The sequence below is a fragment of the Dermatophilus sp. B7861-1 genome (genome assembly GCF_058996045.1).
The window spans coordinates 2,083,192-2,108,758 of record NZ_CM180082.1 but is presented as its reverse complement, the minus strand read 5'-3'; the positions used below and the strand labels follow the sequence as shown (position 1 = coordinate 2,108,758).

Here is a 25,567-nt window from a genome sequence, read left to right as displayed (position 1 = left end):
CCCACGGCCGCGGATGAGATGCGCGGGCGTGGCACCCCGATCATGCTGATTCGGGAGGCAATCGCAGCACGTATCCAACGCCGCGGCGTGTGTGGATCAGGTGCGGTTCCTCCGTGTCGATTTTGCGGCGCAGATAGGAAATGTATGACTCGACGATCCCTGCTTCCCCGCGGAAGTCGTAGTCCCAAACGTGGTCAAGGATTTGCTGTTTGGACAGAACGCGGTTGGGGTTCATGAGGAGGTAACGGAGCAGTTTGAACTCGGTGGGTGAGACGTCTACGACGCGGGTTCCGCGACGTACTTCGTGTGAGTCTTCGTTGAGTTCGAGGTCATGGAACCGTAGAACGGAGTCGTCACTGATTTCGCCGCGGGTTCGGCGCAGCACAGCGCGGATGCGGGCCACAACTTCTTCAAGGCTGAAAGGTTTGGTGACGTAGTCGTCGCCGCCGACGGTCAGGCCTTTAACTTTGTCTTCGACGCTGTCCATGGCGGTGACGAAAACGATCGGCATTTCGCGGCCACGGTCTCGCAGTTTGGAAGTTACAGCGAAGCCGTCCATGTCAGGAAGCATGACGTCAAGAACGACAAGATCGGGCTGTTCACGTTCGGCAACTTCGATTGCTTCGTTACCATCGGCGGCGGTGAATACCTCGAAGCCCGCGAACTTGAGTGAGGTCGCTAGCAATTCACGAATGCTGGGTTCGTCCTCGACAACGAGTAGGCGGGCTTCGGCGGTCACATCTTCGGTCACTGTTCCAGAATGCGTGTTTTGCCTGGATTTTGCCTGGATTTGTGCCTCGAGGCACCCGAGGATCAGGGAGTAGTGACCTCAAATATTTTGTTTTCCATGGGCAAGGGGGCGCCTTTACACGTGACGTCTTGACGCGGCCAGATTCCTCGCTGCAGCCAGGCAAGAGCGATGTTGTTCACGCACTTGTTGTCAGGTGCAGAGGTGAATGCCCCGTGGTTTCCGTCGTTGTCGATGGTGATCATGCGGGTGGCGGAGTGTGCAGCGTGTGCTGCTCGGGCGCCTTCCACGGGAGTAGCCGGGTCAACCTCACCTTGGATCATGAGGATGTTGGCCGAGCCTGAACCATTGATGGTGGGAACCTTCTTGGGAGCCCATGGCCAGTAAGCGCACGGGGCGGCGATGACGCTGAGCATGGAGCCTTGCAGTGGGTATTTCTTCTGCGCGTTGAGGTATTCCTTTTCGAGAGATTCGCGGCGCCGGTCGAAGTTAGTGTCGTTGCAGACAATGGCCGTGCGGACGGTCTGGGTGGAAAGCAGGCTTTCGTTGTCCTCGGGTTCAAAGGTTTGCCCGGAGGGCATCTTCACTGTGCCTTTGCTGCCGCGCAGACTGACATTGAGCTGTTTGAGCGTGGCTCCGATGGAGGAGAGCGATTCGTCGCTGTAAAGCATCTGCATGAGAGTGGCATCGAAGCTGGCAGGAGTAAGGTCGCGGACGCGTCCTTTAGCCACTTCACTGCGGATTTTCTCGTAGTTGTTGCGGACTTCGCTGGCAGTAGTTCCTAGGCCGAAGTCTTTATTGTGCCGAGCGATCCACGGAAGAGCCTGTTTGTCCCAGCGGCGCTGGAAGCCTTGAGGCATCAGCGCGAAAGAGGAACGCCAGTCGCCGGTGAACTTAGCGTTAGCGTCGGTGAGTACGCGTCCAGTGCTGTGCGGGTAGAGCTTGGCCATCCAAGCGCCCATCCAAGAACCACCGGAAGTGCCGAAAAAGTCGATGGTTTTGAAACCGAGGACCTGTCGGACCAGATCCATGTCAGCGACGGTGTTAGCAGTGGTGATGTGGGGGAGCAGTTTGGGGTGCTTGCTTGTACACGATTGCGTCCACTGCTTGTAGCTTTGCCACATACGCTCGCGGACGGCTTTGCTGGTGTCGCGCTGGTCTTTGGGGGTGAAGTCGGGTAGGGGGCATTCAACGGGGCTGGATAGTCCGGTGCCGCGGGGGTCTACGCCGATGATGTCGTGGGTGGTGCGCAGGGATTCTTTTGAGTCAGCGATGGCTGAAACGAATTCGCCTGCGGGGGAGCCGGGGCCGCCAGGGTTGACGAATAGTGGGCGGGCGCTGCGGGCTTTGCCGCTGTGTTTGAGGCGAGTGATGTTGAGGTTGATGGAGCCTTTAGAGAAGTCTTGCCAGTCCAAGGGGGTGCGGATTCGAGCGCATTCGATGGGGGTAGGGGCTGTTGCCAGTGTCTGCGGCTACCCGTGCTGCGGTGGAGCATGTTTTGGAAGACCAGGCGGGTTTTTGCGCTAGGTACTGTGCTTTAGTCAGGGCTGGAAGGGGTTTTTGCGCTCCGGTGCGTGGAGTGGGTTTCTTGCGCGCAGCCAAGACACTGGCAACAGATTTTTTGACCGTGGGGTCTTTGGTGGCGGCGTGCGCATTTTGGGCTGCCGACCAGGGAGTGAGAGCAACGGGGGTTGCTACCAGGATCGCTGCAGCCATGCGGGCTACTGAGGCTCGTCGTGACTTGCCGCTTTTGTGGCGCTGCGATGGTGGTGTGGTGGTCGGCTGATTGTTCATTGCCCCTCCTGCGCATGTGGGTGCGTAGATGCTGCTATCTACGGTCAGGGGCACCAGAACCGTGGCTAATGCCCTCGGAATAACTGTGCCAGCTTGTTCGCCTACGGGTACTGCTCGGGTTGTGCACGAGAGCGTCTGTCCGGGGCGCTGCCGAAATTGCAGCCTCGCTTAAAAGGATTCTCCTGCAAGTGTAGTGATGGTTTTTAGTGCGTGGCACCGTTTTCTGTCTCAAGGTCGTCAGCATCGATGATTGCGTATGCATACCCTTGTTCGGCGAGGAACCTTTGCCGGTGAGCTGCGAATTCGGCGTCGATAGTGTCGCGGGCAACGATGGTGTAGAAGTGCGCGCTGCGGCCATCGTTTTTCGGCCGGGTTAGGCGGCCTAAGCGTTGGGCTTCTTCTTGTCTAGAGCCAAAAGTGCCGCTGACTTGGATAGCAATACTGGCTTCAGGAAGGTCGACGGAGAAGTTGGCCACTTTGCTTACAACGAGCAGGTTTAATTCGCCAGTGCGGAATTGGTGAAAAAGTTTTTCACGTTGTTTGACGGGTGTTTGTCCGGTGATCAGCGGAGCGTTGAGTTCGGCTGCGAGTGTTTCGAGCTGTTCGAGGTATTGGCCGATGACAAGGGTGGGCTCTTCGGGGTGCTTGATAAGCAGTTTTGCCACAACGGTGTCTTTGACGCTGTGGCAGGAAGCGAAACGGTAGCGCTCCTGAGGGTCGGTGGTGGCATAGGTGACCCGGTCGCTGTCAGGCAGTGACACGCGTACCTCGGTGCAGTGGGCAGGGGCGATGTAGCCCTGGGATTCAATGTCTTTCCATGGGGCGTCAAAACGTTTGGGGCCGATGAGGCTGAACACATCTGATTCGCGTCCGTCTTCGCGTACAAGCGTTGCGGTCAGGCCCATCCGGCGTCGTGCTTGCAGATCAGCGGTCATCCGGAAGATGGGGGCAGGTAAGAGATGGACTTCGTCGTAAATGATGAGTCCCCAGTCGCGGGCGTTGAGCAGATCCAGGTGGGTGTAGGTGCCTTTTCGTTTGTGCGTGAGGACTTGGTAGGTGGCGATGGTTACCGGACGGATTTCTTTGACTGTGCCGGAGTACTCACCGATTTCGTCCTCGGTCAGGGTGGTGCGGCGTAGCAGCTCGTTGCGCCATTGGCGGGCAGCGACGGTATTAGTGACAAGGATGAGAGTAATGGTGCTTGCGGCAGCCATAGCGCCAGCACCAACAAGGGTTTTGCCTGCCCCGCAAGGAAGAACGACTACTCCTGATCCACTGGCCATGAAGCTGTCGACGGCGTGTTGTTGGTAGGGGCGTAGTTGCCAGTCAGTATCAGATAGGTCGATGGGGTGGGACTTTCCATCGACGTATCCGGCTCGGTCTTCGGCGGGCCACCCGACTTTGAGAAGTTCTTGTTTGAGGTGCCCTCGTTCGCTGTTGTGGACGATGACGTGTTTGTCGTCGAGGCGCTCGCCGAGGAGGGGGGCGATTTTTTTGTGCCGGGTTACTTCTGTAAATACAGCCAGGTCGGTGGCTTCAAGGACGAGGCGCTCGCTGTCTTTGATGAGACGAAGGCGCCCGTATCTGTCCATGGTGTCGGCAATATCGACTAGGAGCGAGTGAGGCACGGGGTAACGGGAGTGCTCGACGAGAGCATGTACAACGGTTTCGGCGTCGTATCCGGCTGAGCGGGCATTCCACAGCCCTAAGGGCGTGATGCGGTAGGTGTGGATATGTTCGGGAGAGCGTTCGAGTTCGGCGAATGGCGCGATCGCGGCTCGTGCCGCGACTGCGTCGGGGTGGTTGACCTCTAGGAGGAGTGTCTTGTCGCTCTGAACGATAAGTGCGCCGTTTGTCATGGTGGTAGTGACAACGTTGGTGGCGGTGTTTTGCTTCCCGCAAGGTGCGTGGGGTGAGGAATCTATGGGGAGTGTCGAACGTATGTGTTCACAAAGGCCCTGTTAGCTTCGGCGTTTCAGTACGGTGAGAAAGCGGTAAGGGCCGGATTGGGCGGTCTGTGAACCTCTGAGAGGTTCCGAAGGCCGCGCGACCAAAGAGTGTGCGGTCGAGGCACCGCCGATGAGGAGATAAACGCATGTCTATTGATCAGTTGCACTCGGGTGTGGATGTGGATGCTTTTGACCGCAGCGTCCGTCCTCAAGATGATCTGTTTGGGTTCGTTAATGGTGGGTGGGCTGCGCGCACAGAGATTCCTGCTGACCGTGGTCGGTTTGGGACGTTTGATGTGTTGCGCGATACCGCGCAGGAGCACATGCGCGAGATTGTTGACCGGGCCGCTGAGGTTGCGGCCGAAGGGGGCCGGGGTGATGAGCTGGCCAGCGTTCGTTCCCAGGTGGGGGCGCTGTATGCGTCTTTCATGGATGTTGAGCAGGTAGAGGCGGCGGGGGTTTCACCGCTGGTTGATGTTGTGTTGGGGGTTATTGAGGCTGCTGATGCTCAGCAGTTGTGGGGGCGTCTGGGAGCTTTGCAGCGTGAAGGTGTGGCTGGGGCGGTGGCGGTGTTTGTTGACACCGATCGGCGATCTTCTGACTCGTATGTGACGAATATGTACCAGTCAGGGTTGGGGCTTCCGGACGAGGCCTACTACCGGGATGAGGATCACGCTGAGGTGCGTGAACAGTACGTGAAACATATTGAGCGCACGTTTGCTTTGCTGGCGGAGCATGCTCCTGAGCTGGTGGCTCCGTTAGGTGCTGCAGATGAGATTGCGCGTGCTGTGATGGCGCACGAAACAGTGCTGGCTTCGTATCACTGGGACCGGGTGGCAGCGCGGGATGCTGTTGCCACTTATAACAAGGTTTCTTTTGATGGGCTGATGGAGTTGGCGCCAGCGGTTCCGTGGCGTGCGTGGCTTGATGGTGCTGGCGCACCTGAGGGCGGGCCAGCTGAATTCGTGGTGGCGATGCCCTCGTATGTGCAGGGGTTGTCTGAGTTGGTTCAGTCAGCTGAACTGCTTGAGTGGAAGCGGTGGGCAGTGTGGTCGGTGTTGCGTTCGTGGTCTTCCTATTTACCGGGCGCTTTCGATCAGGAACATTTTGACTTCTATGGTCGGGTATTGACTGGTACGACGGTGCAGCGGGATCGGTGGCGCCGTGGTGTCGCCTTGGTGGATGGGTTGATTGGTGAAGCCGCGGGACGTTTGTATGTTGCCGAGCGGTTCAAGCCTGAATCGAAGGCGCGTGTTCAGGAACTAGTGTCGAATCTAATTGAGGCGTATCGGCGTGATATTTCGGATTTGGATTGGATGAGTGAAGCAACCAAAGCGCGAGCTTTGGAGAAGCTTTCGTTGTTTACTCCGAAAATCGGTTATCCGGATTCGTGGCGTGATTACTCAGGGTTGCGAGTAGAGGCTGATGACCTGATCAGAAACGTGCGCCGCGCTATGGCGTTTGAAACGGATCGTGAATGGCGCAAACTTGGTGGCCCAGTGGATCGCGGTGAGTGGTTCATGACTCCACAGACAGTGAATGCGTATTACAACCCGGGAATGAATGAGATTGTTTTCCCGGCAGCTATTTTGCAGCCGCCTTTCTTTGACCCTGAAGCAGATGATGCAGTGAATTATGGCGCTATTGGTTCGGTTATTGGCCATGAAATTGGACATGGATTTGATGACCAAGGGTCAAAATATGATGGTCGAGGCAATTTAGAAGATTGGTGGACCGAAGAAGACCGTGAGCGTTTTGATGAGCGCGCAACGGCATTGATTGCGCAGTATGAGGGTTTGAGGACGCGTGATCTTCCCGAAGAGAAAGTTAATGGTGCTCTTACGGTTGGTGAGAATATTGGAGATCTTGGTGGAGTGACGATTTCTTACCTGGCGTATTTGATTTCTTTGGATGGAGCGGAGCCAGCTTTGCTGGACGGTTTGACTGGCCAGCAACGATTCTTCGTGGGCTGGGCGCAGGCTTGGCGGGGTAAGTCTCGTCCGCAGGAGGCGCGTCGTTTGTTGAAGATTGATCCGCACTCACCGGTAGATTTGCGGGCCAACATTGTGCGTAACTTGACAGAGTTCCATGAAGCGTTCGAGGTCGCGCCAGGCGATGGATTGTGGCTCGCGCCCAGTGAACGGGTGCGTATTTGGTGAGCTGTTGCAAGTGATGGCCGTCTTCGCCCAGTTCGGGTGAGGGCGGCCATCGCCGCTGTTTAGGGGCTGGTGGGGGCAGGGGTAGCGCCGATGAGTCGGTGGATGGAGAAGGTGCGTACAGCGTCGGTTCCTTCGACGATGCCGTGTACGCGTCCGGCTTCGATAAAGGTGGGGCGTAGGAGGAGTCTGGTGGTGGATCCCTCGGGCCCTGCCAGGGAAATCCACACGTTGTGGCGTGCAGTGATTGCTTCGCGGAGGGTGTCCAGGGTGATGGTGGGGTCGCTGGCTTCGATGGCGGGGTCGTCGTTGTTGGTGAGTGCGGCGTCTCCTGCACGCATGGCCTGGATGAGGTGAGCGGCATCGTCGTGACTTACCGGTGGTGGGGCGGTGAGGATGGGGGTGGGGGTGTGCTGGTCGGTGGCGCGGGTTGCGTTGAGGCTGTGGGGGGTGTGGTTGCCGCTGAGGGATTCGGCTAGTGGGCTGTGTCCGGCTTTGCGTAGGGCGGTCAGGGTGGTGTTGCGGTCGTAGTGGGTGATAACAACGGTGGGTGCTAGTCGGCGTAGAGCGAGGTGTGTTAGGCGGGGGTCGTGTTCGATGGCGTCAAGGCAGGTAGTGTCGTCGCTGGTCAGGTAGGTGCTGGTTTCGCCGACGCGGACACGGCCGTGGCGGCGGGCGACGTCGCGAATGAGGTATTCGAGAGGTTGGGGGATACCGGTGGGGCAGTGGCGTTTGAGGGTCGTAATGAGGTCGTCGGCGGAGGCTGCGGTGTCGAGGTAGCGGCGGATGCTTTCGGGGGTGAATCGGAAAACGCTTGCTCCTCCACGGGATTCGAGGTCAGCGATGAGGCGGAGTAAGTCGGCGGTGTGGCCTTCGAGACGGCCGGGGACGACTGCGGTTAGGTCGCTTTGAAGGAGGATGTCTTTTGCCGGTGGTGGCAGGTGAGTGTCGAGGGTTGCAAGGGCATGCAGGGCTGTGCTGTGTGGGTCGCTGTCGGTGCTGAGTGGGGTGTCTGGGTCGATGAGGTCGGTGATGCTCAGGCCGTTGTTCCAGGCGATCCAGAGTGCGTGTCCGGTGGGGGTGAGCGCACCGTTGGTGATGATGCCTAGGTGGGTGCCTTCGTGGAGGGTGACGTGGGTTGCCTCGGTGAGGATGTTGGGGTCGCGGCGGGGGTGCTGGGTGGTCAGCGAAGTGGCTAGTGAGGTGGGGGTGGTGCCGTGTCCGGTGGGTAGGCAGGCCAGAGCGTGTAGGACGCTGTGGCGGGTGGTGCGGTAGGTGGTGGAAGTGTTTTCTGGGCCCAGGGGGGTGGTGGCGGTGGTGGTGCGGTCGGTGTCGAACCAGGCTAGGGCCAGGCGGGCCCATCGGGTGGCGGCGCTGGTGTGGCGCCATGTGTCATAGGTGAGGGTGGGGGCGTAATAGGTGTCGGTGTCGGCGTGGCGGGCTGGTGGGTCGAAGGTGCCGATGAGTCCAGCGCTGTAGGCGATTTCGAGGTAGAGGGTGGTGGTGTTGGTGTCGGTGTCGAGTTCGGCGGCGATGCGGCGTAGGTCGCGCACACCTAGGGAACCGTTGCGGAGCATCCGGGGTGGGGTGGTTGCGAGGATGTGGCCGAGTTCGTCGATGCGTTCGAGGCAGGTGGTGATGGCTGCCAGGGTTGCTTCGGGTGTGTGTGGGGGTAGGGGGGTGGTGGTTGGGGGTGTGGGGTCGAGGGTGTTTGGGGGTAGGAGGTTGCCGTTGCGTAGGGCGAGTGCGACGGTGCGGGGCAGGATGATGCGGGTGGGGGTTGGGCGTTGCAGGAGTCCGAGGGTGGTGAGGTGTTCGGCGATGTCGGTGATGCGTCCTGTGGTCGGGATGTCGCCGATGGGGGGTCCCCAGGTGAGGGTGTCGAGGATGGTGCGTTGGTGGGGGGTGAGTGTGTTGAGGTGGTCAGCGATTTCGTCGGGCTGGGGGGTGTTTTCGTCTGCTGGTGCGAGTCCGGCGATGTAGGGCCCTAGGGCGGTGGTGACGCCTGCAGGTACGTGGTAGGTAGTTTTTTCTTTCCAGAGCAGGGCGAGGTCGCGCAGGGTTTCGGCGCTACGGCGTAGTGCGGTGGGGGTGATGTTGAGCAGTGTTGCAGCCTGGGGGACGTTGCCGTTGCTGATGGCTAGGGCTTGCAGGACGTGGAGTTCGCGGGGGGCGAGGTTGTCCAAGGCGCGAGCGGCGCTGGGGGTGGAGGTGGCTCGGGCGGCGAGGGTGCGTAGGTCGGGGATGGTTGGTCGGGCGAGGTCGGGGCGTTGTTGCAGGAGGGTGATGAGGGCGTCGTCGCTGCGGGTGCGTAGGTCCTCAGCGAGTGAGCGAATTTTTCGGCTCGATGGGCGTGCGGCCATGTTTTCCACGGTAGTCCTCGCTGAGGTGGGGGTTGGGTTCTTGGATGGTGTTGTTGGGCTGGGGTGGGGCGTTGGGCGATGGCACCAGCTACGCTGGTTTGATGACGGGCTGGTGTCAGGCTGCACCCCTGTAGTGGTGATCCGTGTGGGATACGGGTTCTGCCAGGTGTGATTGCGCCGGTCGGCTCGGCACAGATGACGTTTCGGATGTGAGGTCGAGGCTATGCACAGTTCCCAAGGCCGGGGGTTTCGGCTTGGCGGTGTTTGTGTGTGCTGCGGCGATCTTTGTGGAGGTGTGTGATGCCCGCTGTTAAGAAGGACACCACGTTGAGTTCACCGCGTGCGGTTGAGGTTGCGCGGGGGGTTGCTGCTGAGTTGGCCGAGCCGGGCACGGTGGGTGATTTGGTGGAGTCGGTGACTGAAGCTGACCGGTTGGTGACGCACAAGTTTGAGTGCATGGCGAAGGCTTACCGGGGGTGGCGTTGGTCGGTGACGTTGGGGCGTGCGCCGCGTTCTCGCAAGGTGACGGTGTGTGAGGTCGGTTTGGTGCCGGGGGCCGATGCGGTGCTGTCTAAAGAGTGGGTGCCGTATGCGGATCGGTTGCAGCCGGGGGATTTGCGCCCTGGTGATGTGTTGCCCTACCGGGAAGATGATGCTCTGGTGCAGCCGGGGTTTGAGGCAACTGGTGATGAGGATGTTGATCGGGTTGCTTTGTGGGAGTTGGGTCTTGGGCGTCCGCGGGTGTTGTCTGCGGAGGGTCGTGAGGCTGCTGCGACTCGATGGTACGAGGGAGAGTGCGGGCCGCGTTCTGAGATGGCTCGAGCTGCGAAGGCTCCGTGCAGTACGTGTGGTTTCTTCTTGCCGGTGACGGGTGCGCTGCGCAGTGTGTTTGGTGTGTGTGCTTCGCCGTGGTCGCCTTCGGATGGTCGAGTGGTGAGCTTGGATCATGGCTGTGGTGCGCACAGTGAGACCGATGCTGCGCCTACTCATGCGGCATTGGCTTCTGAGCCGGTTATCGACGATTTAGCTATCGAGGCGGTGTAATTTACCGGCAGGGTTGTGGGCGTGGCTGCGCCTGGTTAATTCGGTGAGATTCGTTGGCTAATAGGGCGGTTCTCTGGTCACTCTCAGGCGTGGTGAGTGGTAGGTCACAGGTAACGTTAAGGTTTCCTTCATGCCTGATGCCCCTGCTTCTGCTGCGCCCGTTGAGAGCCGTGGCGTGATCGATCGTTTTTTCCATATTTCTGAGCGTGGATCGACTGTTGGCCGCGAGGTGCGCGGTGGTCTTGCGACGTTCTTCACGATGGCTTACATCGTGGTTCTCAACCCGTTGATTCTTGGCCTGGTTCCTGATGGAACGGGACAGTTTTTGGGTGGGGGAGCAAACCCTGACCTGGCAAAAATCGCTGCAGCCACCGCGTTGGTGGCTGGTGTAATGACTATCGCGATGGGAGTGATCGCTAACTTCCCGTTCGCTATTGCTGCCGGCTTGGGCCTGAACGCGTTTGTGGCGTTTTCGATTGCGGGGATGCCGGGGATGACCTGGGCCGATGCGATGGGGCTGGTGGTAATTGAAGGAATTGTCATCCTTGTGCTGGTGCTGACTGGGTTCCGGCAAGCGGTGTTCCACGCGATCCCGGCGCAGTTGAAGACGGCGATGAGTGTCGGTATTGGCCTCTTCGTCACTTTTGTTGGTTTGTATGACGCTGGGATTGTGCGTAAAGCCGAGGGCACGCCGGTGCAGCTTGGTCCGGGTGGTTTCTTAGCAGGATGGCCAAGCCTTGTGTTCGTGGTTGGGTTGCTGGCCATCGTGACGATGCTGGTTCGTCAGGTTAAGGGCGCGATTCTGTACGGAATTGTTGGTGCAACAGGGCTGGCCATTCTTGTTGAGGCGTTGTTCAACATTGGTGGTCAGAAAGATGCTGCTGGCAAATTGGTAAACCCCACCGGTTGGGGCTTGAACATTCCACGTTTGCCGAATTCACCGATCGCTACCCCTGATCTTGGGCTGCTTGGTCACTTCAACCTGCTCGGTTCTGTAGAGCGGGTGGGGGCACTGACGGCGTTGCTTCTCGTGTTCACGCTGGTGCTGGCCGACTTTTTCGACACGATGGGGACGATGGTTGCCATCGGCGCTGAGGCTGACCTTCTTGATGAGGAAGGAACGCCGGTGAACGCCTCCCGCATTCTTGTGGTTGATGCCAGCGCTGCGATTGTTGGTGGTGCTGCAGGGACAAGCTCGAATACAGGATTTATCGAGTCGACCTCGGGTGTGGCGGAAGGAGCTCGTACTGGGCTGGCTTCGGTGGTGACGGGGGTTTTGTTCCTGGTAGCTATGTTCCTGACCCCGTTGGTTGAGGTTGTTCCTTACGAGGCGGCCACACCTGCTCTTGTTGTGGTTGGTTTCTTGATGATGCAGCAGGTCAGCAGCATTGACTGGCGTGACCTAGAGATCGCGATTCCCGCATTTTTGACGATGGTGATGATGCCGTTTACGTACTCGATCACGGCTGGTATCGGTTCGGGGTTTGTTGCGTTCGTTGCGATTAAGGTAGCCAAGGGCAAATTCCGGGAGATTCACGCGTTGATGTGGGTTGTGACTGTGATGTTCCTTATCTACTTCACGATGGACCCAATCCGTCACTGGCTGGTAGGTGCGTGACACATAGATCAATGAGCAAAGGGGCCTTGCGCTTGCATCAAGATGCGGCGCAGGCCCCTTTGCTTGTCGCTGACATACCGGTCAGGGTCCGGGGTGATTAGTCTTGGGTTTCCCCTCATGGAAAGGACGCGTCGATGACTCCCCGGGTACGCAAAGTGATCGTGTGGGTCGCTCTGGTGGCGATGTTGGCTGCAGTGGTGCTGTCGCCGCTTTTGTGAGATTGCGTGAGTTAGGTCAGTCCTGCGAGGAAGGACTGTCTGTCCCTGTTTTTTCGGTCGGTGTTTTTTCCGCAGGCGTAGATGTAGAGACACGCGGAGTGATGCGGATCGTTGCGCGGCTGGCAGCAGAACCACGGGTGATAGCCCGAGGAATCCCGCGTAGGCGGCTAGTCACACTGGCACTTGATTTGAGAGCTTGTGCTTCAGCGTTTTCGCGTACCCATTGTTCGGGAGTGAGTCGTCGAGTGATGTCGTAGTTCTCCAGGAGGCGGTCAATGGGGGTGGGGACCGCGGGGTGGGTAGCTACGGGCCGATCACCGCTGAACACCACGTATACGCGGGTGTCGCCATCGAAGGTGAGCAGAACACTGCCGTTAACCAGGCCTGCTGCGTGCTCGTAGGCCATGTGTTCGTAAGTGGTGCTGCGTGTAAAAGATTTGCGGGCGACATGTTCGATGGCGCCGCGGTTACGCATCACGCCTTCGTAGGCGATCGGTCCATAGGTCACGCCGAGTTTGAATAGGCGAGCGACGAGAGCTTTGCGATCGACCACCGAGGGCACCTTTCGGGACGTTTGGGTGTGCAGGGGGCCGCTGCCTCGAAGTGAGGTAACGGATTGGAGGCTGGGTTCATACGTATTGGCCTCGAAGATGTTGACGCTACCCGATGTTCCTGGAGTCGTGCTGGTCGCACGTGGGGTGTGGTGAGCGGCTTTTCTACTTACGCGACACGTTCTACTGAACGCCATGGATAGTCACACCTCATCAGGGGTGTCAGACTAAGGACGTGAGCAACCTCATCGACACGACTGAGATGTATCTGCGCACCATCCTCGAACTTGAGGAAGAAGGTGTGCCAGCTCTGCGTGCACGCATCGCGGAGCGACTGGAACACTCCGGCCCGACGGTGTCGCAAACGGTGGCGCGTATGGAACGCGATGGGCTCTTGACAGTCATGCCCGACCGGACGATCGAACTCTCTGTGGCTGGCCGTGACCTGGCTACACGTGTAATGCGTAAACACCGTATTGCCGAGAGGCTGTTGACCGACGTGATCGGTCTGGAAATCGAGTATGTCCATGAAGAGGCGTGCCGGTGGGAACACGTCATGAGTGACCGTGTGGAGCGCAAAATCCTGGCCATTTTGAAGGACTACGACCGCAGCCCATACGGAAACCCCATTCCAGGTTTGGAAGCATTCGGTGAGGAGCCGCAACCGATCGCACAGGCACTGCGTATCGGAGCAGTGCCTGATGGCACACCAGTGGTGCTGCGCAGCATCGGTGAGCATCTGCAAGCAGAAGCGGACATTCTTTCCGAAATGTCTCGCGCTGGAGTGACCCCCGGAGCCGTCGTTATTCCGCGCCGTGACGGCGATGGAGTGGTCCTTTACGGCGAGAAGGTCGGTTCGGACAAAGCGCTGTGGCTTGGAGATGAGCTAGCCGATTACCTGTTCGTGGAGCCAGCAGAGAAGTCCTGAACAAGAGACACAGTTTCCACAACCTAGCAATAACCCACTGAACAGAAAACACAGTTGGGGACGGCACACCTGGTCAGGGCTGCGCGGTCAAGGATGAGAGAGCTCATGACCGCCTCCCTCAGGAGTTCTGATGCCGGCTATCCCACCACCCCCACGATCCTGCCTCCAACCACACGAGGCCTCAGCGCGCCACCGTGTTCGCGTCCCCGGCGATCACGTGTGGAGCCGCGTCGCAGCAGACTCACCATGGATCGCACGCACCGCATCAGGGGCTGTGCTCACCGGCGGGCTTGTTCTGGCCGGTTCAGCACTAGCATCAGCACAACTGACCGATGCACCCCACAGCCCTACACCAAACTCCACCACTGCTACGGTCACTGCGCGCACGACACCACCGTCACCGCCTACACACAGCACCTCAACTGATCTGGCCAACGCAAAAACACACGCAGAGACAACATCCAACACAGCTGCCACCAACGCCACTAGCACTGCAACCCAGCACAGAAAACCTGTCTCCTCTGCAACACCACTGCCAGCCGCAGCCACAATTGACTGCCCCTGCGCCGCAGTAATAAACCCAACCCCCCAGGCACCACCGCTGGTCACCTCAGCCCCAACACCACCACCTCAGGCCAGCCCCAACACCACCACCGGTGCCCGCGTCTACCTTCCGCAATCAGTAGGTAAAAAAGACACCCCACCCCGGCAGCAGCCGGCACCTGCAGCCTGCGCTACCACCCGTACGCCTCAGCCTGCACCTTCGGTTAGCCATCAACCCCCTGCAGCCCAACCAACTACCCAAACTCCCATGCCCCCTTCCCAAAAGCCCGCTCCAACACAACCAGCTACCTCCAGAACACCGAAACCCGAACACAAACCTGTACCCGCACACCCCTTCGAGAAAGCACCACACGGCCCCCGACTCCATTCAGGTAAGCGCAGCACACCCCGTCCCCGCCTCGACACATCACTCACTGCATCACCGAAAAAAGCACACCGCCACACCCAGAAAAAACCAACCACCAAAAAATTCACACGCGCCACATCCGCACCTACACATAAAACAGCCGTCCTTGAAATGGCGAAAAACCTATCGGGCATCCCATACGTATGGGGAGGTACTAGCACCAGCGGATTCGACTGCTCCGGATTCACCCAACACATCTTCCGAAAAGCAGGCATCTACCTGCCACGCACAGCAGCGCAACAACAAGCAGCAACCACCCACGTAAAAAATCCCAAACCTGGCGATCTCGTATTTTTCGGATCCCCTGCCCACCACGTGGGCATATACGCCGGAAATGGCTACATGTACGACGCCCCACGCAGCGGCCGCACCACCGGCCTACACAAAATCTGGTCCTCAAAAGTGACGTACCACCGTGCCCACTAGCCACACACAAGACATGACCTCAGACAAGAACGTCGCCGCTGCCCTGTACGTTGATCGCGACAACCTCTTCGTCAGGTGGAGAACAGCGAACGGAGCCCCACATGCGGATCGTGCACACCAGCGACTGGCAGCTCGGTATGACACGCCACTATCTAGCAGGAGAAGCCCAGGCCAGATACACAGCAGCACGTATCGACGCCATCCGCGCTATCGGTGAACTCGCACACAGCCACAACGCTGATGCCATCGTGGTTGCCGGCGACGTCTTCGACTCCAACCTTGTCGCACCCGCCACAGTCCACCGCTCCATCGACGCGATGCGAAGCGTAGGACTGCCTATCTATCTCCTCGCCGGCAACCACGATGCCCTCAACGCTGTTTCCATCTACACCTCACCAGCGTGGCTCGACCATGTACCCGAGAATGTCCACGTCCTCGATACCGGAATCACAAACACCGGCTTAGGCTTCGAGATCGTCGCCGCACCACTGCCATCAAACGACCCCCGCGCAGACCTACTTGGCCGCGAACTCGACACCCTCGAAGGCCCCGGGGATCTACCCCGCATCGCACTTGGCCACGGCAGCGTCGACCTCATCGATCCAGACTCACACAACCCGGCCACCATGCGCCTGGCCACCATGGAACGCGCCCTGGAGTGCGGCGCCGTCAACTACATCGCCCTGGGGGACAGACACTCTCGTCTTTCTGTAGGAAACACCGGGCGAATCCACTACAGCGGAGCCTGCGAAGTCACCGACTTCGTGGAAAAACTGCCCGGCGACGTCCTCATCGTCGACATCGACAGCACCAGACACGTCGAGGTCACCCCCATCCATGTCGGCACCTGGACCTTCTTGACCATCGAAGCTGACCTCAACAGCCGAGAAGACATCGTTGACCTCGACAGTCGACTAGCAGCCATAGACCCCAAAGACCGCACCGTAGTCCGCACAATCTTGCGTGGCACCCTCAGCCTCACCGACAAAGCAGAACTGGATACTCTCCTAGATCGATACTCCACCTCGCTAGCTGCGCTCTTCTCCTGGAAACGACATGAAGACATCGCCGTCGCTGTCGAAGGCACCGACGTCGAAACAATGGGACTTTCCGGCTTCGTCGCCTCTGCCGCACGCGAACTTGAACAACGCGCCAGCACCCCACACGATCAGGACGCCGCCGCAGCTCGTGACGCCCTATCCCTGCTGTTCCGTCTCTCCGCGGGAGTACGTCGATGAAATTTCACGCCCTGACCGTCCGCAACTTCAAAGGAATCACTGAAACCACAGTCGAATTTCCCGACACCGGCGTGATCATCATCGAAGGCCCCAACGAAGCAGGAAAATCAAGCCTCATCGAAGCCATCGACTTGCTCTTCCGATACAAAGACAGCTCCAGCCACAAAGCCATCACTGAGGCTCACCCCATCGGCGAAGACGAATCTCCCTACGTTGAAATCGAAGCCAGCATCGGTCCATACCGTTTCTCCTACGCCAAACGATGGGCAAAGCGCGGCGCCAACGGGGCACGAGGCCGCGGCGGAAAAACAACCCTGCACATCACTACCCCTCGCACCGAAAACCATTCCGGCGTCGCAGCCCATGAACGAGCCACTGAAATACTGGAAGAACACGTAGACACCGCACTGTGGGATGCCCTGCGTCTCCTGCAAGGCACCGAACTTGCTCCCCTCTGCCTAGAAGGCAGCACACAACTACGCGCTGCGCTCGATGCTGCAAGCGGAGCTGGTACTGATGCTGGTGGCGACGGGGACACCATCCTTGCTGCTGTCGAGAGCGAATACACCCGCTACTTCACCCCCTCCACTGGGCGCCCCAAAGGCGAATACGAAAAAGCGCTTGCACATGTAGCAGCTGCTCGAGAACGGCGGGATGCAGCTCAACGCGCGGTCGAGGAAGTCGACCGGGATGTCAAGCGGCATGCGAACATCAGCGCCAGCATCGTCGATTTACGCGTAAAAGTTCAGGAGGCCGAAAACCAGGCACAGCAATGGGCAACGCGGCGGGAACAAGCTGATACGGCTCGAGAACGCGAGGCTGCGGCTAAGCAGGCGCTTACGGAAGCTCTTCGTGTGCAGGAGGACTCTCAGACGCAGGCAGCTCGTCGGGAGGTGCTGATTGATGATGTCGCTGGGCGTGTGCAGCAGGTGCAGGAAGCGGAGAAAGATTTCGCCACTGCTGCGCAGCAACGAACACAGATGGCAACTCGTGCTGAGCAGGTGGGGGAAGAAATAACGCAGGCTGAGAGTCACTCTCGTGCCTGCCGGCGCGCGGTGGCGGCTGCGCGGCAGCGGCGGAGGTGGAGCGCGTTGGAGCAAGAGAAGCAGCGGCTGAGCGAACGTGTTGCGCGTGTGGATGACGTGGCAGCGCGGCTGGGGCGAGCACGTAATGAGTTGGAGGAGCTGCGTGTAGATGCGCAGCTACGGGAGAAGCTCGAGACTGCTGAGCGTGAAGTGGAGGTGGCACGTATTGCCCAGCGGGCGGCTTCAGCGCGGGTGACGGGGCGTGCATTGGCTGGTTCGGCTGCAGTTGAGGTTGATGGTGCTGCAGTTGAGCTGGGCGAAGATGAGAGTGAATGGGTGTTGTGTGAGCCCATTGAGGTAGTGCTTCCTGGTGTGGCAGCTTTCCGGTGGGTTCCTGAAGCGGGGGCGGCTGAGCGCATTGATCAGGTGCGTCGTGCTGAGCGTGAGGTGGAGCGGTTGCTAGAAGAATGCGGGGTGGAGAGCATGCAGGAGGCTCACCGTCAGGCATCGCGACGGGTTGTGGTGGAGGCTGAGATTGAGCGGGGGGAAGCTGAGCGCAGCGCGTTGTTGGCCGGTGATGAGATTGGTTGGATGCGCGATCGTCTTGAGGAAGTAGAGGGTGCGCTTGCCTCGGTACCTCTGAGAATGGATGGTGCTGAGGATAAGAGTGATGCGGCTGATGATGGTTCGGAGGCGGCATTAAGTGCGCTGGTGGAGGCCGAGGAATCAGCTGCGGATGAGGTGGAGCGTCTTCGAGTACGTGGGGAAGAGGCTGCTGTTGCCGCTGCGCAGGCGAGGGAGGCCGCGACTGCTGCTGAGGCGAATCTTGTGGCTGGGCGGCGTGAGTTACAGGTGCGGCAGAGTGAGCTGGAGGAGGCGCGTGCGCAGCTGAGTGATGAAGACGTTAACGAGCGAGTGGTCTGTGCCGTAGCTGCTGTGCAGGAAGCACAGGTGCAGCATGAGCAGGCTAGGCAAGCTGCGCAGGAAGCTGCTACAGGTGAAGAACAGTTGGTGGCGGTGGAGCGTCGGGTGGAGGGCGCGCGGTCTCGGTTGGCTGATGCTGAGCGTGAGTTGGTGCGTATTGAGGCTGTGTTGGAGCAGGCGGGCGGTCAGGGTAGGGCAGAGCAGTTGGATGAGGCTGCTTCGCAGTTGGAAGTGGCTGAGCATGATGCGCAAGTGGTGACGCGGCGGGCAGAAGCGGCGCGGTTGTTGCGTGAGGTGTTGCGGGAGCACAGTGTGCAGGCTAAGGCTGCGTATGTTGCGCCGTTTAGGGCTGAGGTTGAGCGGTTGGGACGGTTGGTTTATGGGTCGTCTTTTCATGTGGTGGTGGCTGAAGACCTCCAGGTGCAGGAGCGGGTGCTGCATGGGGTGAATGTGCCGTTTGAGTCGTTGTCCAGTGGCGCCAAGGAGCAGCTGTCGATTTTGGTGAGGTTGGCGGTGGCGCAGTTGGTGGAGCCGGGGGAGGGGGTGCCGGTGGTGATTGATGATGCGCTGGGGTATTCCGATCCGCAGCGCATTGTGGCTACTACTGCGGCTTTTGAAACTATTGGTGAGCGGGCTCAGGTGGTGATGTTGACGTGTACTCCTGGTCGGTATGACGGGGTGCGGGGGGCGCGGGTTGTCACTGTTGGGCAGGAGCGGTTTTCGGTGGTTTAGCTGGTCAGGCCGGGGCAGTCCGTGGAATGCCCCGGCCTGGGGGTGGTTATTCAGCGACGTGGATGATGAGTTTTCCGAAATTTTTACCGGTAAGTAAGCCGCGGAAGGCTTCACGGGAGTTTTCCAGGCCCTCGACGATGTCTTCTTTGTATTGAATTTTTCCTTCGTTGATCCAGGTGGTCATGTCGCGCAGGAAGTCGCTGTAGTGGTCTTTCTGGAATTCGGTTTGGATGAATCCGCGGACGGTGAGGGATTTTTTGAGGATGATGCCCATGAGCTGGCTGCTGCGGTCGGGGCCAGCAGGTAGGTCGGTGGAGTTGTAGCCGGATACGAGGCCGCATAGGGGGATGCGTCCGTAGGTGTTCATACGGGGCAGAACAGCGTCGAAGACGTGTCCGCCGACGTTTTCGAAGTAGACGTCGATGCCATCGGGGGTGGCGGTGGCCAGGTCGTCGGCGAAGGTGGAGCTGCGGTGATCCAGGGCAGCATCAAAGCCAAGTTCTTTGAGGTATGCGGTTTTGGCTGGTCCGCCGGCGATGCCGACTGCGCGAGCTCCGTAGATGCGGGCGATTTGTCCTACGGCGGAGCCTACGGGGCCGGTTGCTGCTGCGACGGCGACGGTTTCTCCTGGGCGTGGTTTTCCAAGGAGCAGTAGCCCTGCGTATGCGGTGAATCCGGGCATGCCGAGGATGCCTAGCGCGGTGGAGGGTGGAGCTTTGTCGGGGTCGAGGCGGGTCAGGTGGGTTACGTTTTCTACGGAGTGGGTTTGCCATCCGCCGTATCCCAGGACGAGGTCTCCGGGGGTGATCTCGCCGCCGGGGCATTCGAGAACACGGGATACGGTTCCGCCGACGATTGTGCTGCCGAGTTCTAGTGGTGGGAAGTAGGACTCGGCTTTGCTCATGCGTCCGCGCATGTAGGGGTCGAGGGACAGGTAGAGAGTTTGGAGAAGGGCTTGGCCGGGTTCGGGTGTGGTGAGCTGGGTTTCTTCGATGCGGAGGTCGTTGTCGGTGGGTTCGCCGTTGGGGTATTGCGCGAGAAAAACTCGTGTGGTTGTTGGCATGGTGATTCCTCTCGCTGAGGGGGTTTGTGTCAGCTGTGCTGTCTAACCCATCACATTTGGCGCGCTGCGTCTATATGGAGATGGCGTGCTGTGTGTCGCGTATGAGGGGGTGGTTATGAGGGTCGGTTGTAGGTCATGTTTGCCACGAGAATGGTGCGTCGTTTGAGCGCTACTCCGATGGATTCAGCGAATTTTGGTTGGCTAAAGCTCAACCACGCACCACCGACGGGTAGGAGAGCGAAGGAGGTCATGAGCAATCCGACTGGGGGGTGAAGGAAAAGTAGAACAACTCCGGTGAGGAGGTAAATCAAGAAAAGGATCATGGTGAAGAAGAGTCGTGTGGTGAATATTCCGGCGCGGCCTGCGATGGTTTGTGTGACGACGCCATCGATGATGATGGACAGTACGGCGAGGCTGAAGGAAGCGCCGATGGCAGCCAGTGTGATGGTTGGGAGAATGAGGGCGAGAGAGAATTCGCCGGTGAATAGTCCTAGGGCCAGGATTGCCAGGATCCACGCTGTGGCTACGTAAAGCGTCGGGGCTAGGGGGAAGCCACGAAGCCACGATTTCATGGATGCGAGCCAAGACAGTCCGGTGGTGTCGATGGTGACGCCTCTTTTTTGGGCGTTGGTGATGTGTCGTTCGTAGGCGGTTACGGCAGCGTTCAGGTTGGCTTTTTGGAGTTTGTCCATCAGCTGTAATAAATGCAGTGATTCGGTGGAGCGTGATGTGAGGGCGGTCAGGGCGCTACAAATGAGGACGCTGCCTAAGGGGATGAGGAAGTCGGCTGATTGGGCTTTCTTCCCTTCTTCAGGAAGTTGGATGAGAAGCCAGCTGAATGCGGCTCCGGTTGCTCCGACGTATGAGACGAGGGCATCGAGGACGATGACGCGCGCTTTGGTTTCGATGTGCGTGTTCATGTCGTTCTCGTTGGGCGGGGGGATTGCCTGCTGACCTTGCATGGTGTGTGCAACGAACAGGGTGACGACGATGGCTGCGAAACCGGAGGCGACTGCTGAGGGTTCGAGTCCTTCGAAAGCATTTCCCTGAAGTTCGGTGGTCCACCAGGTGAAGATGGCTTCTTCAGCGTTCACTGGGTGTCTGAGCAGGTAGGGGAGAACTGTCAGTGGTGAGACGACCAGGAGGCTACCGAAAGCTACTGCCCAGATTCGTCGCCAGATGTCTTTCATGGCTTCGTTGAGGGCTTCAGTTTCGCTGCGGGGGTCGTGGAGGACGGGGCGGGGGAGGCTGGCTTGCCGGAATAGCCATGGTGCGCTTCGGGAACGGGTGGCGCGAGAGGGGGCGGATGGGTTTGGGGGCATGGCGGGAGTGTCAGGGGTGGTCATGGGTTTCTCCGGGGCAAGGTGGCGTTTGGCGCATTTCATCAGAATCAACGAATGCGCTGTCATTCTTGTGGGTTGCTGTTGATCTGCGTCTGTTCAATCTGGTCCGATGGCAGTCGGTTTGAAGGTGCGTGGTTGGGTGTCGTATAGCTGATTGCACACCCATACATGTATTGACACTGAAAGGAGATTTTGGAAGGGAAACGCGACGCGCGCTGAGAGTTACCAGACCTAGATGCGGGCGAAAACAATACTTGTGAGGTCAGCTCTGTCCAGCGAGGAGGAGCATCTCATGGATTCTGTCATCGGTTTGTCAGCGACTGCATTGGTATTGGCGTTAGCAGCATGTTCTGCAGCCGAAGCGCCTCCGGCAATTGAGGAAAAATCAGAGGCGATGAACATCGTGACGGTAAAGCATTCTTGTCCTAGCTGCGCTACCGAAGAAGCGCGAAAAACATCGAAAACACAGCACCGCTGAGGCGTTCTCAGTCCGCCCCATCAAGCAGTTCGCGTACTCCAACCTGCTGATTTATGTCTCACTCGACACACCCGTTATCACTCAGTGTCTAGCTGGACTAGCCCTCCCTCGCCAGCGCAATATAACTGTGGACCCCCGTTTTCGCGCGGGCACCCTGCCACCCCAGACGCTGAGACACCGCTATTCCGACGGCCGTGTCTGTCTCGGGCCCTACCTGTCTCGCACGATGGAGTCGTCATGTCTAGATTTACCCGACACCACGCTCGCGCCGGATCTTTCGGCGCGGCCCTCCTCCTAGCCACCGGCTCGGCTGCAACCTCTGTTTTTACTCCCGTGGCCGCCCTCGCTAGCTCCGACACCCCAGCACGCATCAGTAACGACCAGTCTTCGCAACCACAAGGAGGGGCATACAAAACCCGATCCTTCGACTATGACCGTGGCTCAGTTTTCGTGCCGCAAATCAAACAAAACAATGCCATCCGCGGGCATGTCGTAGAGCCTGTGGGAGCGCCAGGAAACCGGCCGGTCATCGTGTTTTTGCACGGCTTCTATGACACCTGCACCAATGCCGCTAAAGAAACAGTCACTGGATGGCCATGCCCGAAAGGCTCTCGCGAGCTTCCCAGTTTCCGTGGCTACGACTATGTCCAGAAAGCGCTCGCAGCACAGGGGTATTACACCGTCTCTGTCGATGCGAACGCTGTTAGTGGTAACGACCAAGACCTTAACGACAAGGGCGCTGCGGCCCGCTCTGTTGTGTTACGTGCCAACTTGCGCCTCTTGGCCAAGGCAGCTTCCTCTCCTGGGCAGGTTTCGTGGCCAGGTAAGACATCTTTCGACCTGAAGAAACTCATGCTTATTGGCCATTCGCGAGGTGGGGAGGGTGTGAACCGCACTGCGCTGGACTCGACTGCCAATGATCCGTGGCGTGTAGCTGGGATTTTCACTCTCGCTCCGACAAGCTTTGGTCGTATAGGGACCCCAACGATTCCGTCGGTCACTATTTTGCCCACGTGTGATGGTGACGTTATTGACCTCGCAGGACAGGTGTACACCGATACTCCAGCACGTTATGGTCCGGGGGCAGCATTCCAGTCCAGCCTTATTCTGACCGGCGGTGTGCACAATTTCTTTAACACTGAATGGACGCCCGGCTTGTCGACAGGTAAGGGAGAAGATGATGGCTCCCGACGCGCTTGCACGGCAAAGACCCGTATCAGTGCCAAACAACAACGGGATGTGCTCGTCACATATTCCAGTGAAGTCGCTCGTGCTTTCCTCCTTGGGGACCGCAATGCGCAGCATGTCCTTGAAGGACGGAAACCAGCGAAAGGTGCTGGAGCGAATTTCGTCACAGCGGTTCCGTTAGGGGGTAACCGTATTTCATTGATGAATGCGTTGGGCGCCACTTCTGTTAAACAGCTGTCGAGTAAACCGACTGGTCGTGCGGCTTGGTGTACTGGTGAGAAATGCCGTACGAGCGATGATCAAGAGGTTTCGCCGCACTGGCTGGCCAGGGACTCTCGCGATGGTTTCGCGCTTCGTATGGGATTAGCGCAGGGGCAGTCTGGTGGCGTGCAGTTTGGTTCTCCAACTGCTCTTCAGCGTGGTGACTCCTTCGAAGCGCGCATCGTGGTTCGTGGGGAGAAGGGTGCCCACATGAAAGCGACTCTTCTGGATGCACAGGGTAAAGAACTGCACACAGCTCCGATTGATTTGGCTCGGTTGGGTGCGAAAGAACCAACGAATCAGGGATCTCACATCCGTGACTTGGCACAGCTGTGGCGAGTAGATATTCCTGCAGGCTTGGAAGGGAAAACCTTAGCGGGTGTGCGTTTTACCGCCGCGGCGGCTAGCGATGTTGCTGTTTTGGACATGTCGTTGGCGCGGGGACAGGGCGGTATGACTGCCACGCCTCCTCCTGCGGTCATCGATGCACCGACGAAACCGATTCGAGTCAATGAAGGAAGTAAACGTCACACCATCAATGTGACGTTGCCTATTCATGGGAAAGTCACAGCGCCAGCTCAAGTGGGGATCGTGACGGATGCTGCAGGAAAAGCTGGAGAAGAAGGGCGTTCTGAGGTGACCTGGGTGCAGGTAAAGCCAGGTCAGCAGTCAGTCAATCTGCCGTTCACCGTTGAGGGGAACACTGTTGATGACGAGATGATTGGTAAAGAGATCAACATTGAGACGCGGGGCCCTTTGGTGGTGCGCAATCCGACTGGGGTGGTCGAAGTCGTTGACGATGATCCAGAACCGACCTTCACTATTACTCCTGAGCAGGCCACGGCGAAGGCTGGTGGAGTGCTTGAGTGGAAGGTTAAGGCGAACGGGCAAACAAATCGCGATCTCACAGTGATCGTTAAGCCTCAGTCTGCCGGAGGTAACGAGATCCTGACGAAGGAGCTTAGTGAAGCTACGCGCAAAGCGTTCCATATCGAAAAAGCTGATGAGACTCCTTTTTCTAAGGCTGTGCAATCGCTTGATGTGAAGTTTGATAAGAAGACGAAAACAGCCACGATTCGTATCGCGACTATTCCGGGGGTCTCTGGTCGCCAAGTGAAACTAGCCTTGTCGATGATGCAGTTCGATATGTCGGACAAGGTTGTTACCGGCAGGATTGGTTAAGGGTGACATAAATGCGGCTGGTTCCCTACCTGCAGGTAGGGAACCAGCCGCATTTGCTGCGCCCCCTGTAGGATTCGAACCTACGCACCCGCCTCCGGAGGGCGGTGCTCTATCCCCTGAGCTAAGGGGGCTCGGGACGTAGGTCAGGTTATCAGCTTAACGGTCAGCACTGAAATAGAAGCTCTGACAGGGGGAATTCCGGGTGATGGATAGGGAGTTCTCGATTGCGGAGTTGGCGCGACAAATTTCTTCGTGTGTGGAAAACGACCTGACTGCACGGCATGGTGGGCCGCGAGCGATGCTCCGTAAAGTCGCGTTGCGTCCAGTCGACGGCATCCGTACATGGCGTACCCCACTGCCGCAATTATTCGCAGCCGGTGGTGATCCTTCACAGTGGCAGGCTGTTCTTGCTGATCAGGTTGTGCAGATTCCTGGTGTTGCTGCTGCGCGTCCTGCAGGCAAGGGCCTTGATGTTGAGCTGGAGCTAGTCGGGCAACAAGATCACATTGGGCTATTGCCGACCCAGGATAGAGGACTGCGATTGTGGCTAGGTGGCTCGTCCTGCCTTGCAATAGAAACTGCTCAGGCTGGTGGGTTTCGTGAAAAGGTTTTTGTTGCTGCTTTGCGTGGGTGTGCTTTAGCGGTGGGGGATCGTGTGGAGTATGCAGTTACCCCTGGTCAAGGAGTACGAGTCACATATGAAGAAAAAACGTACGAGATGATTTGCGCTCCGGTGCAGGTTGATGGCCAGCTGATGCAGGAAGAGGACGTCAGTGCGTTGGGTACTGCGGCGTTGGCGTGGGCATTGTTGCTAGCTGTGCCTGCGCGTCAGCTGGCGCTGTGCTCGACAGAGTTATTGGCGAGAAAAGCCGGTAATGCTGCTTTTGTGGTTGCTCATGCGCGTCTTCGGGCTGCTCTGACTGTCCGTAGCGGCGATGAGTATGGCAGGGGTGATGTTTCTGGTAGTGAAAGTCGCCGGATAGAGCAGTTGAGTGTGCTTTTGGTTTCGTGGCCGTTTGTGTTGGAGCAGGCAGTGGCTACGGCTTCGCCGCGGTTGGTTGCCCGTTATGTGTTGGCAGTGGGGGAGCTGGTGGAGGAAGCGACGTGGCTGCCAGTGCCTGTTGCGCGCTCTGTGCTGAGTGTGATCGATGATGGCGTGGCTGCGTTGGGTACGGCATTGCCGCATCGTGTGTGATGGTCAGGCGTGCCTGGCTTTGCTGGTGTAGTGGATATGCCGATCTCACGGGTGAAGTGGTGTGTTCCTGCAGATCGATAGAGCTGACACACTCAGATATGAAGGCTGCCGGTGTGAATCTGATTCGGATGATGCGGTTTCCGCCGTGAGGCTGTCGTTGTCTTGTTGTCGAG

Annotated in this window: 19 protein-coding genes and 1 tRNA gene; 10 read left to right on the top strand and 10 right to left on the bottom strand. The window is 58.6% G+C overall.

Going from position 1 to position 25,567, the window contains the following annotated elements:
• Positions 1 to 40: 40 nt before the first annotated feature.
• From AC2T9U_RS09305 to AC2T9U_RS09290, 4 genes are all read right to left on the bottom strand, one after another.
• A complete protein-coding gene (locus AC2T9U_RS09305) occupies positions 41 to 751 on the bottom strand; it encodes a response regulator transcription factor (RefSeq protein ID WP_028327191.1) in 711 nt (236 codons plus the stop codon).
• 62 nt (positions 752 to 813) lie between these two features.
• The gene (locus tag AC2T9U_RS09300; RefSeq protein ID WP_493695906.1) at positions 814 to 2,163 is read right to left on the bottom strand and encodes an alpha/beta fold hydrolase; all 1,350 of its coding nucleotides are present in this window, start codon (positions 2,161 to 2,163) and stop codon (positions 814 to 816) included.
• Complete coding sequence (locus tag AC2T9U_RS09295) at positions 2,141 to 2,542, bottom strand: hypothetical protein (protein ID WP_493695905.1); 402 nt, start codon at positions 2,540 to 2,542, stop codon at positions 2,141 to 2,143. The genes AC2T9U_RS09300 and AC2T9U_RS09295 overlap by 23 nt, the downstream gene beginning before the upstream one ends.
• A 203-nt stretch (positions 2,543 to 2,745) precedes the next feature.
• A complete protein-coding gene (locus tag AC2T9U_RS09290) occupies positions 2,746 to 4,401 on the bottom strand; it encodes a DNA repair helicase XPB (RefSeq protein ID WP_208302974.1) in 1,656 nt (551 codons plus the stop codon).
• Positions 4,402 to 4,637: 236 nt separating this feature from the next.
• On the opposite strand from AC2T9U_RS09290, the gene AC2T9U_RS09285 reads away from it, so the two are divergent.
• Positions 4,638 to 6,650, top strand: a complete 2,013-nt coding sequence (locus tag AC2T9U_RS09285) for a M13 family metallopeptidase (RefSeq protein ID WP_493695904.1) — start codon at positions 4,638 to 4,640, stop codon at positions 6,648 to 6,650.
• 59 nt (positions 6,651 to 6,709) lie between these two features.
• Here AC2T9U_RS09285 and AC2T9U_RS09280 read toward each other — a convergent pair whose 3' ends face one another.
• The gene (locus AC2T9U_RS09280; RefSeq protein WP_493695903.1) at positions 6,710 to 9,010 is read right to left on the bottom strand and encodes a helicase-associated domain-containing protein; all 2,301 of its coding nucleotides are present in this window, start codon (positions 9,008 to 9,010) and stop codon (positions 6,710 to 6,712) included.
• Between the two features lie 300 nt (positions 9,011 to 9,310).
• Here AC2T9U_RS09280 and AC2T9U_RS09275 point away from each other — a divergent pair, with 300 nt between their 5' ends.
• Together AC2T9U_RS09275 and AC2T9U_RS09270 are read left to right on the top strand one after the other, a co-directional pair.
• Positions 9,311 to 10,054: a DUF3027 domain-containing protein gene (locus tag AC2T9U_RS09275; RefSeq protein ID WP_493695902.1), complete on the top strand. Its 744-nt coding sequence runs from the start codon at positions 9,311 to 9,313 to the stop codon at positions 10,052 to 10,054.
• A 130-nt stretch (positions 10,055 to 10,184) separates the two neighbouring features.
• Positions 10,185 to 11,672, top strand: coding sequence for an NCS2 family permease (locus tag AC2T9U_RS09270; RefSeq protein ID WP_208302617.1), 1,488 nt, complete (start codon positions 10,185 to 10,187; stop codon positions 11,670 to 11,672).
• A gap of 234 nt (positions 11,673 to 11,906) precedes the next feature.
• Here the strand turns inward: AC2T9U_RS09270 and AC2T9U_RS09265 are convergent, their stop codons facing one another.
• Entirely contained in the window at positions 11,907 to 12,443 is a 537-nt protein-coding gene (locus AC2T9U_RS09265; protein WP_115029340.1) for a hypothetical protein, read from the bottom strand.
• A gap of 233 nt (positions 12,444 to 12,676) precedes the next feature.
• Between AC2T9U_RS09265 and AC2T9U_RS09260 the strand changes: the two genes are divergently transcribed.
• Positions 12,677 to 13,369, top strand: a complete 693-nt coding sequence (locus AC2T9U_RS09260) for a metal-dependent transcriptional regulator (RefSeq protein WP_115029342.1) — start codon at positions 12,677 to 12,679, stop codon at positions 13,367 to 13,369.
• Between the two features lie 213 nt (positions 13,370 to 13,582).
• On the opposite strand, the gene AC2T9U_RS09255 is transcribed toward AC2T9U_RS09260, so the two are convergent.
• Positions 13,583 to 13,978 carry a hypothetical protein gene (locus AC2T9U_RS09255; protein ID WP_493695901.1) on the bottom strand — a complete coding sequence of 132 codons (396 nt, stop codon included), beginning with the start codon at positions 13,976 to 13,978 and terminating at the stop codon, positions 13,583 to 13,585.
• A gap of 202 nt (positions 13,979 to 14,180) precedes the next feature.
• On the opposite strand from AC2T9U_RS09255, the gene AC2T9U_RS09250 reads away from it, so the two are divergent.
• The 3 genes from AC2T9U_RS09250 (at position 14,181) to AC2T9U_RS09240 (ending at position 18,684) form a co-directional block, all read left to right on the top strand.
• Entirely contained in the window at positions 14,181 to 14,765 is a 585-nt protein-coding gene (locus tag AC2T9U_RS09250; protein ID WP_493695900.1) for a C40 family peptidase, read from the top strand.
• Positions 14,766 to 14,866: 101 nt separating this feature from the next.
• Positions 14,867 to 16,003 (top strand): metallophosphoesterase family protein, encoded by a 1,137-nt coding sequence (locus AC2T9U_RS09245; protein WP_115029346.1) that lies wholly within the window; start codon positions 14,867 to 14,869, stop codon positions 16,001 to 16,003.
• A complete protein-coding gene (locus AC2T9U_RS09240; RefSeq protein WP_493695899.1) occupies positions 16,000 to 18,684 on the top strand; it encodes an ATP-binding protein in 2,685 nt (894 codons plus the stop codon). Before AC2T9U_RS09245 ends, AC2T9U_RS09240 begins: the two co-directional genes overlap by 4 nt.
• A 46-nt stretch (positions 18,685 to 18,730) precedes the next feature.
• On the opposite strand, the gene curA is transcribed toward AC2T9U_RS09240, so the two are convergent.
• Positions 18,731 to 19,747, bottom strand: a complete 1,017-nt coding sequence (curA, locus tag AC2T9U_RS09235; RefSeq protein WP_493695898.1) for an NADPH-dependent curcumin/dihydrocurcumin reductase — start codon at positions 19,745 to 19,747, stop codon at positions 18,731 to 18,733.
• Positions 19,748 to 19,860: 113 nt separating this feature from the next.
• Positions 19,861 to 21,093 (bottom strand): hypothetical protein, encoded by a 1,233-nt coding sequence (locus tag AC2T9U_RS09230; protein WP_493695897.1) that lies wholly within the window; start codon positions 21,091 to 21,093, stop codon positions 19,861 to 19,863.
• A gap of 289 nt (positions 21,094 to 21,382) precedes the next feature.
• Between AC2T9U_RS09230 and AC2T9U_RS09225 the strand changes: the two genes are divergently transcribed.
• Positions 21,383 to 21,568, top strand: coding sequence for a hypothetical protein (locus AC2T9U_RS09225; protein WP_493695896.1), 186 nt, complete (start codon positions 21,383 to 21,385; stop codon positions 21,566 to 21,568).
• Positions 21,569 to 21,805: 237 nt separating this feature from the next.
• The gene (locus AC2T9U_RS09220; RefSeq protein ID WP_493695895.1) at positions 21,806 to 24,199 is read left to right on the top strand and encodes an alpha/beta hydrolase; all 2,394 of its coding nucleotides are present in this window, start codon (positions 21,806 to 21,808) and stop codon (positions 24,197 to 24,199) included.
• Between the two features lie 59 nt (positions 24,200 to 24,258).
• On the opposite strand, the gene AC2T9U_RS09215 is transcribed toward AC2T9U_RS09220, so the two are convergent.
• A tRNA-Arg gene (locus tag AC2T9U_RS09215) sits at positions 24,259 to 24,330 on the bottom strand.
• A gap of 71 nt (positions 24,331 to 24,401) precedes the next feature.
• Here AC2T9U_RS09215 and AC2T9U_RS09210 point away from each other — a divergent pair.
• Positions 24,402 to 25,394 carry a hypothetical protein gene (locus tag AC2T9U_RS09210; RefSeq protein WP_493695894.1) on the top strand — a complete coding sequence of 331 codons (993 nt, stop codon included), beginning with the start codon at positions 24,402 to 24,404 and terminating at the stop codon, positions 25,392 to 25,394.
• Positions 25,395 to 25,567: the final 173 nt, after the last annotated feature.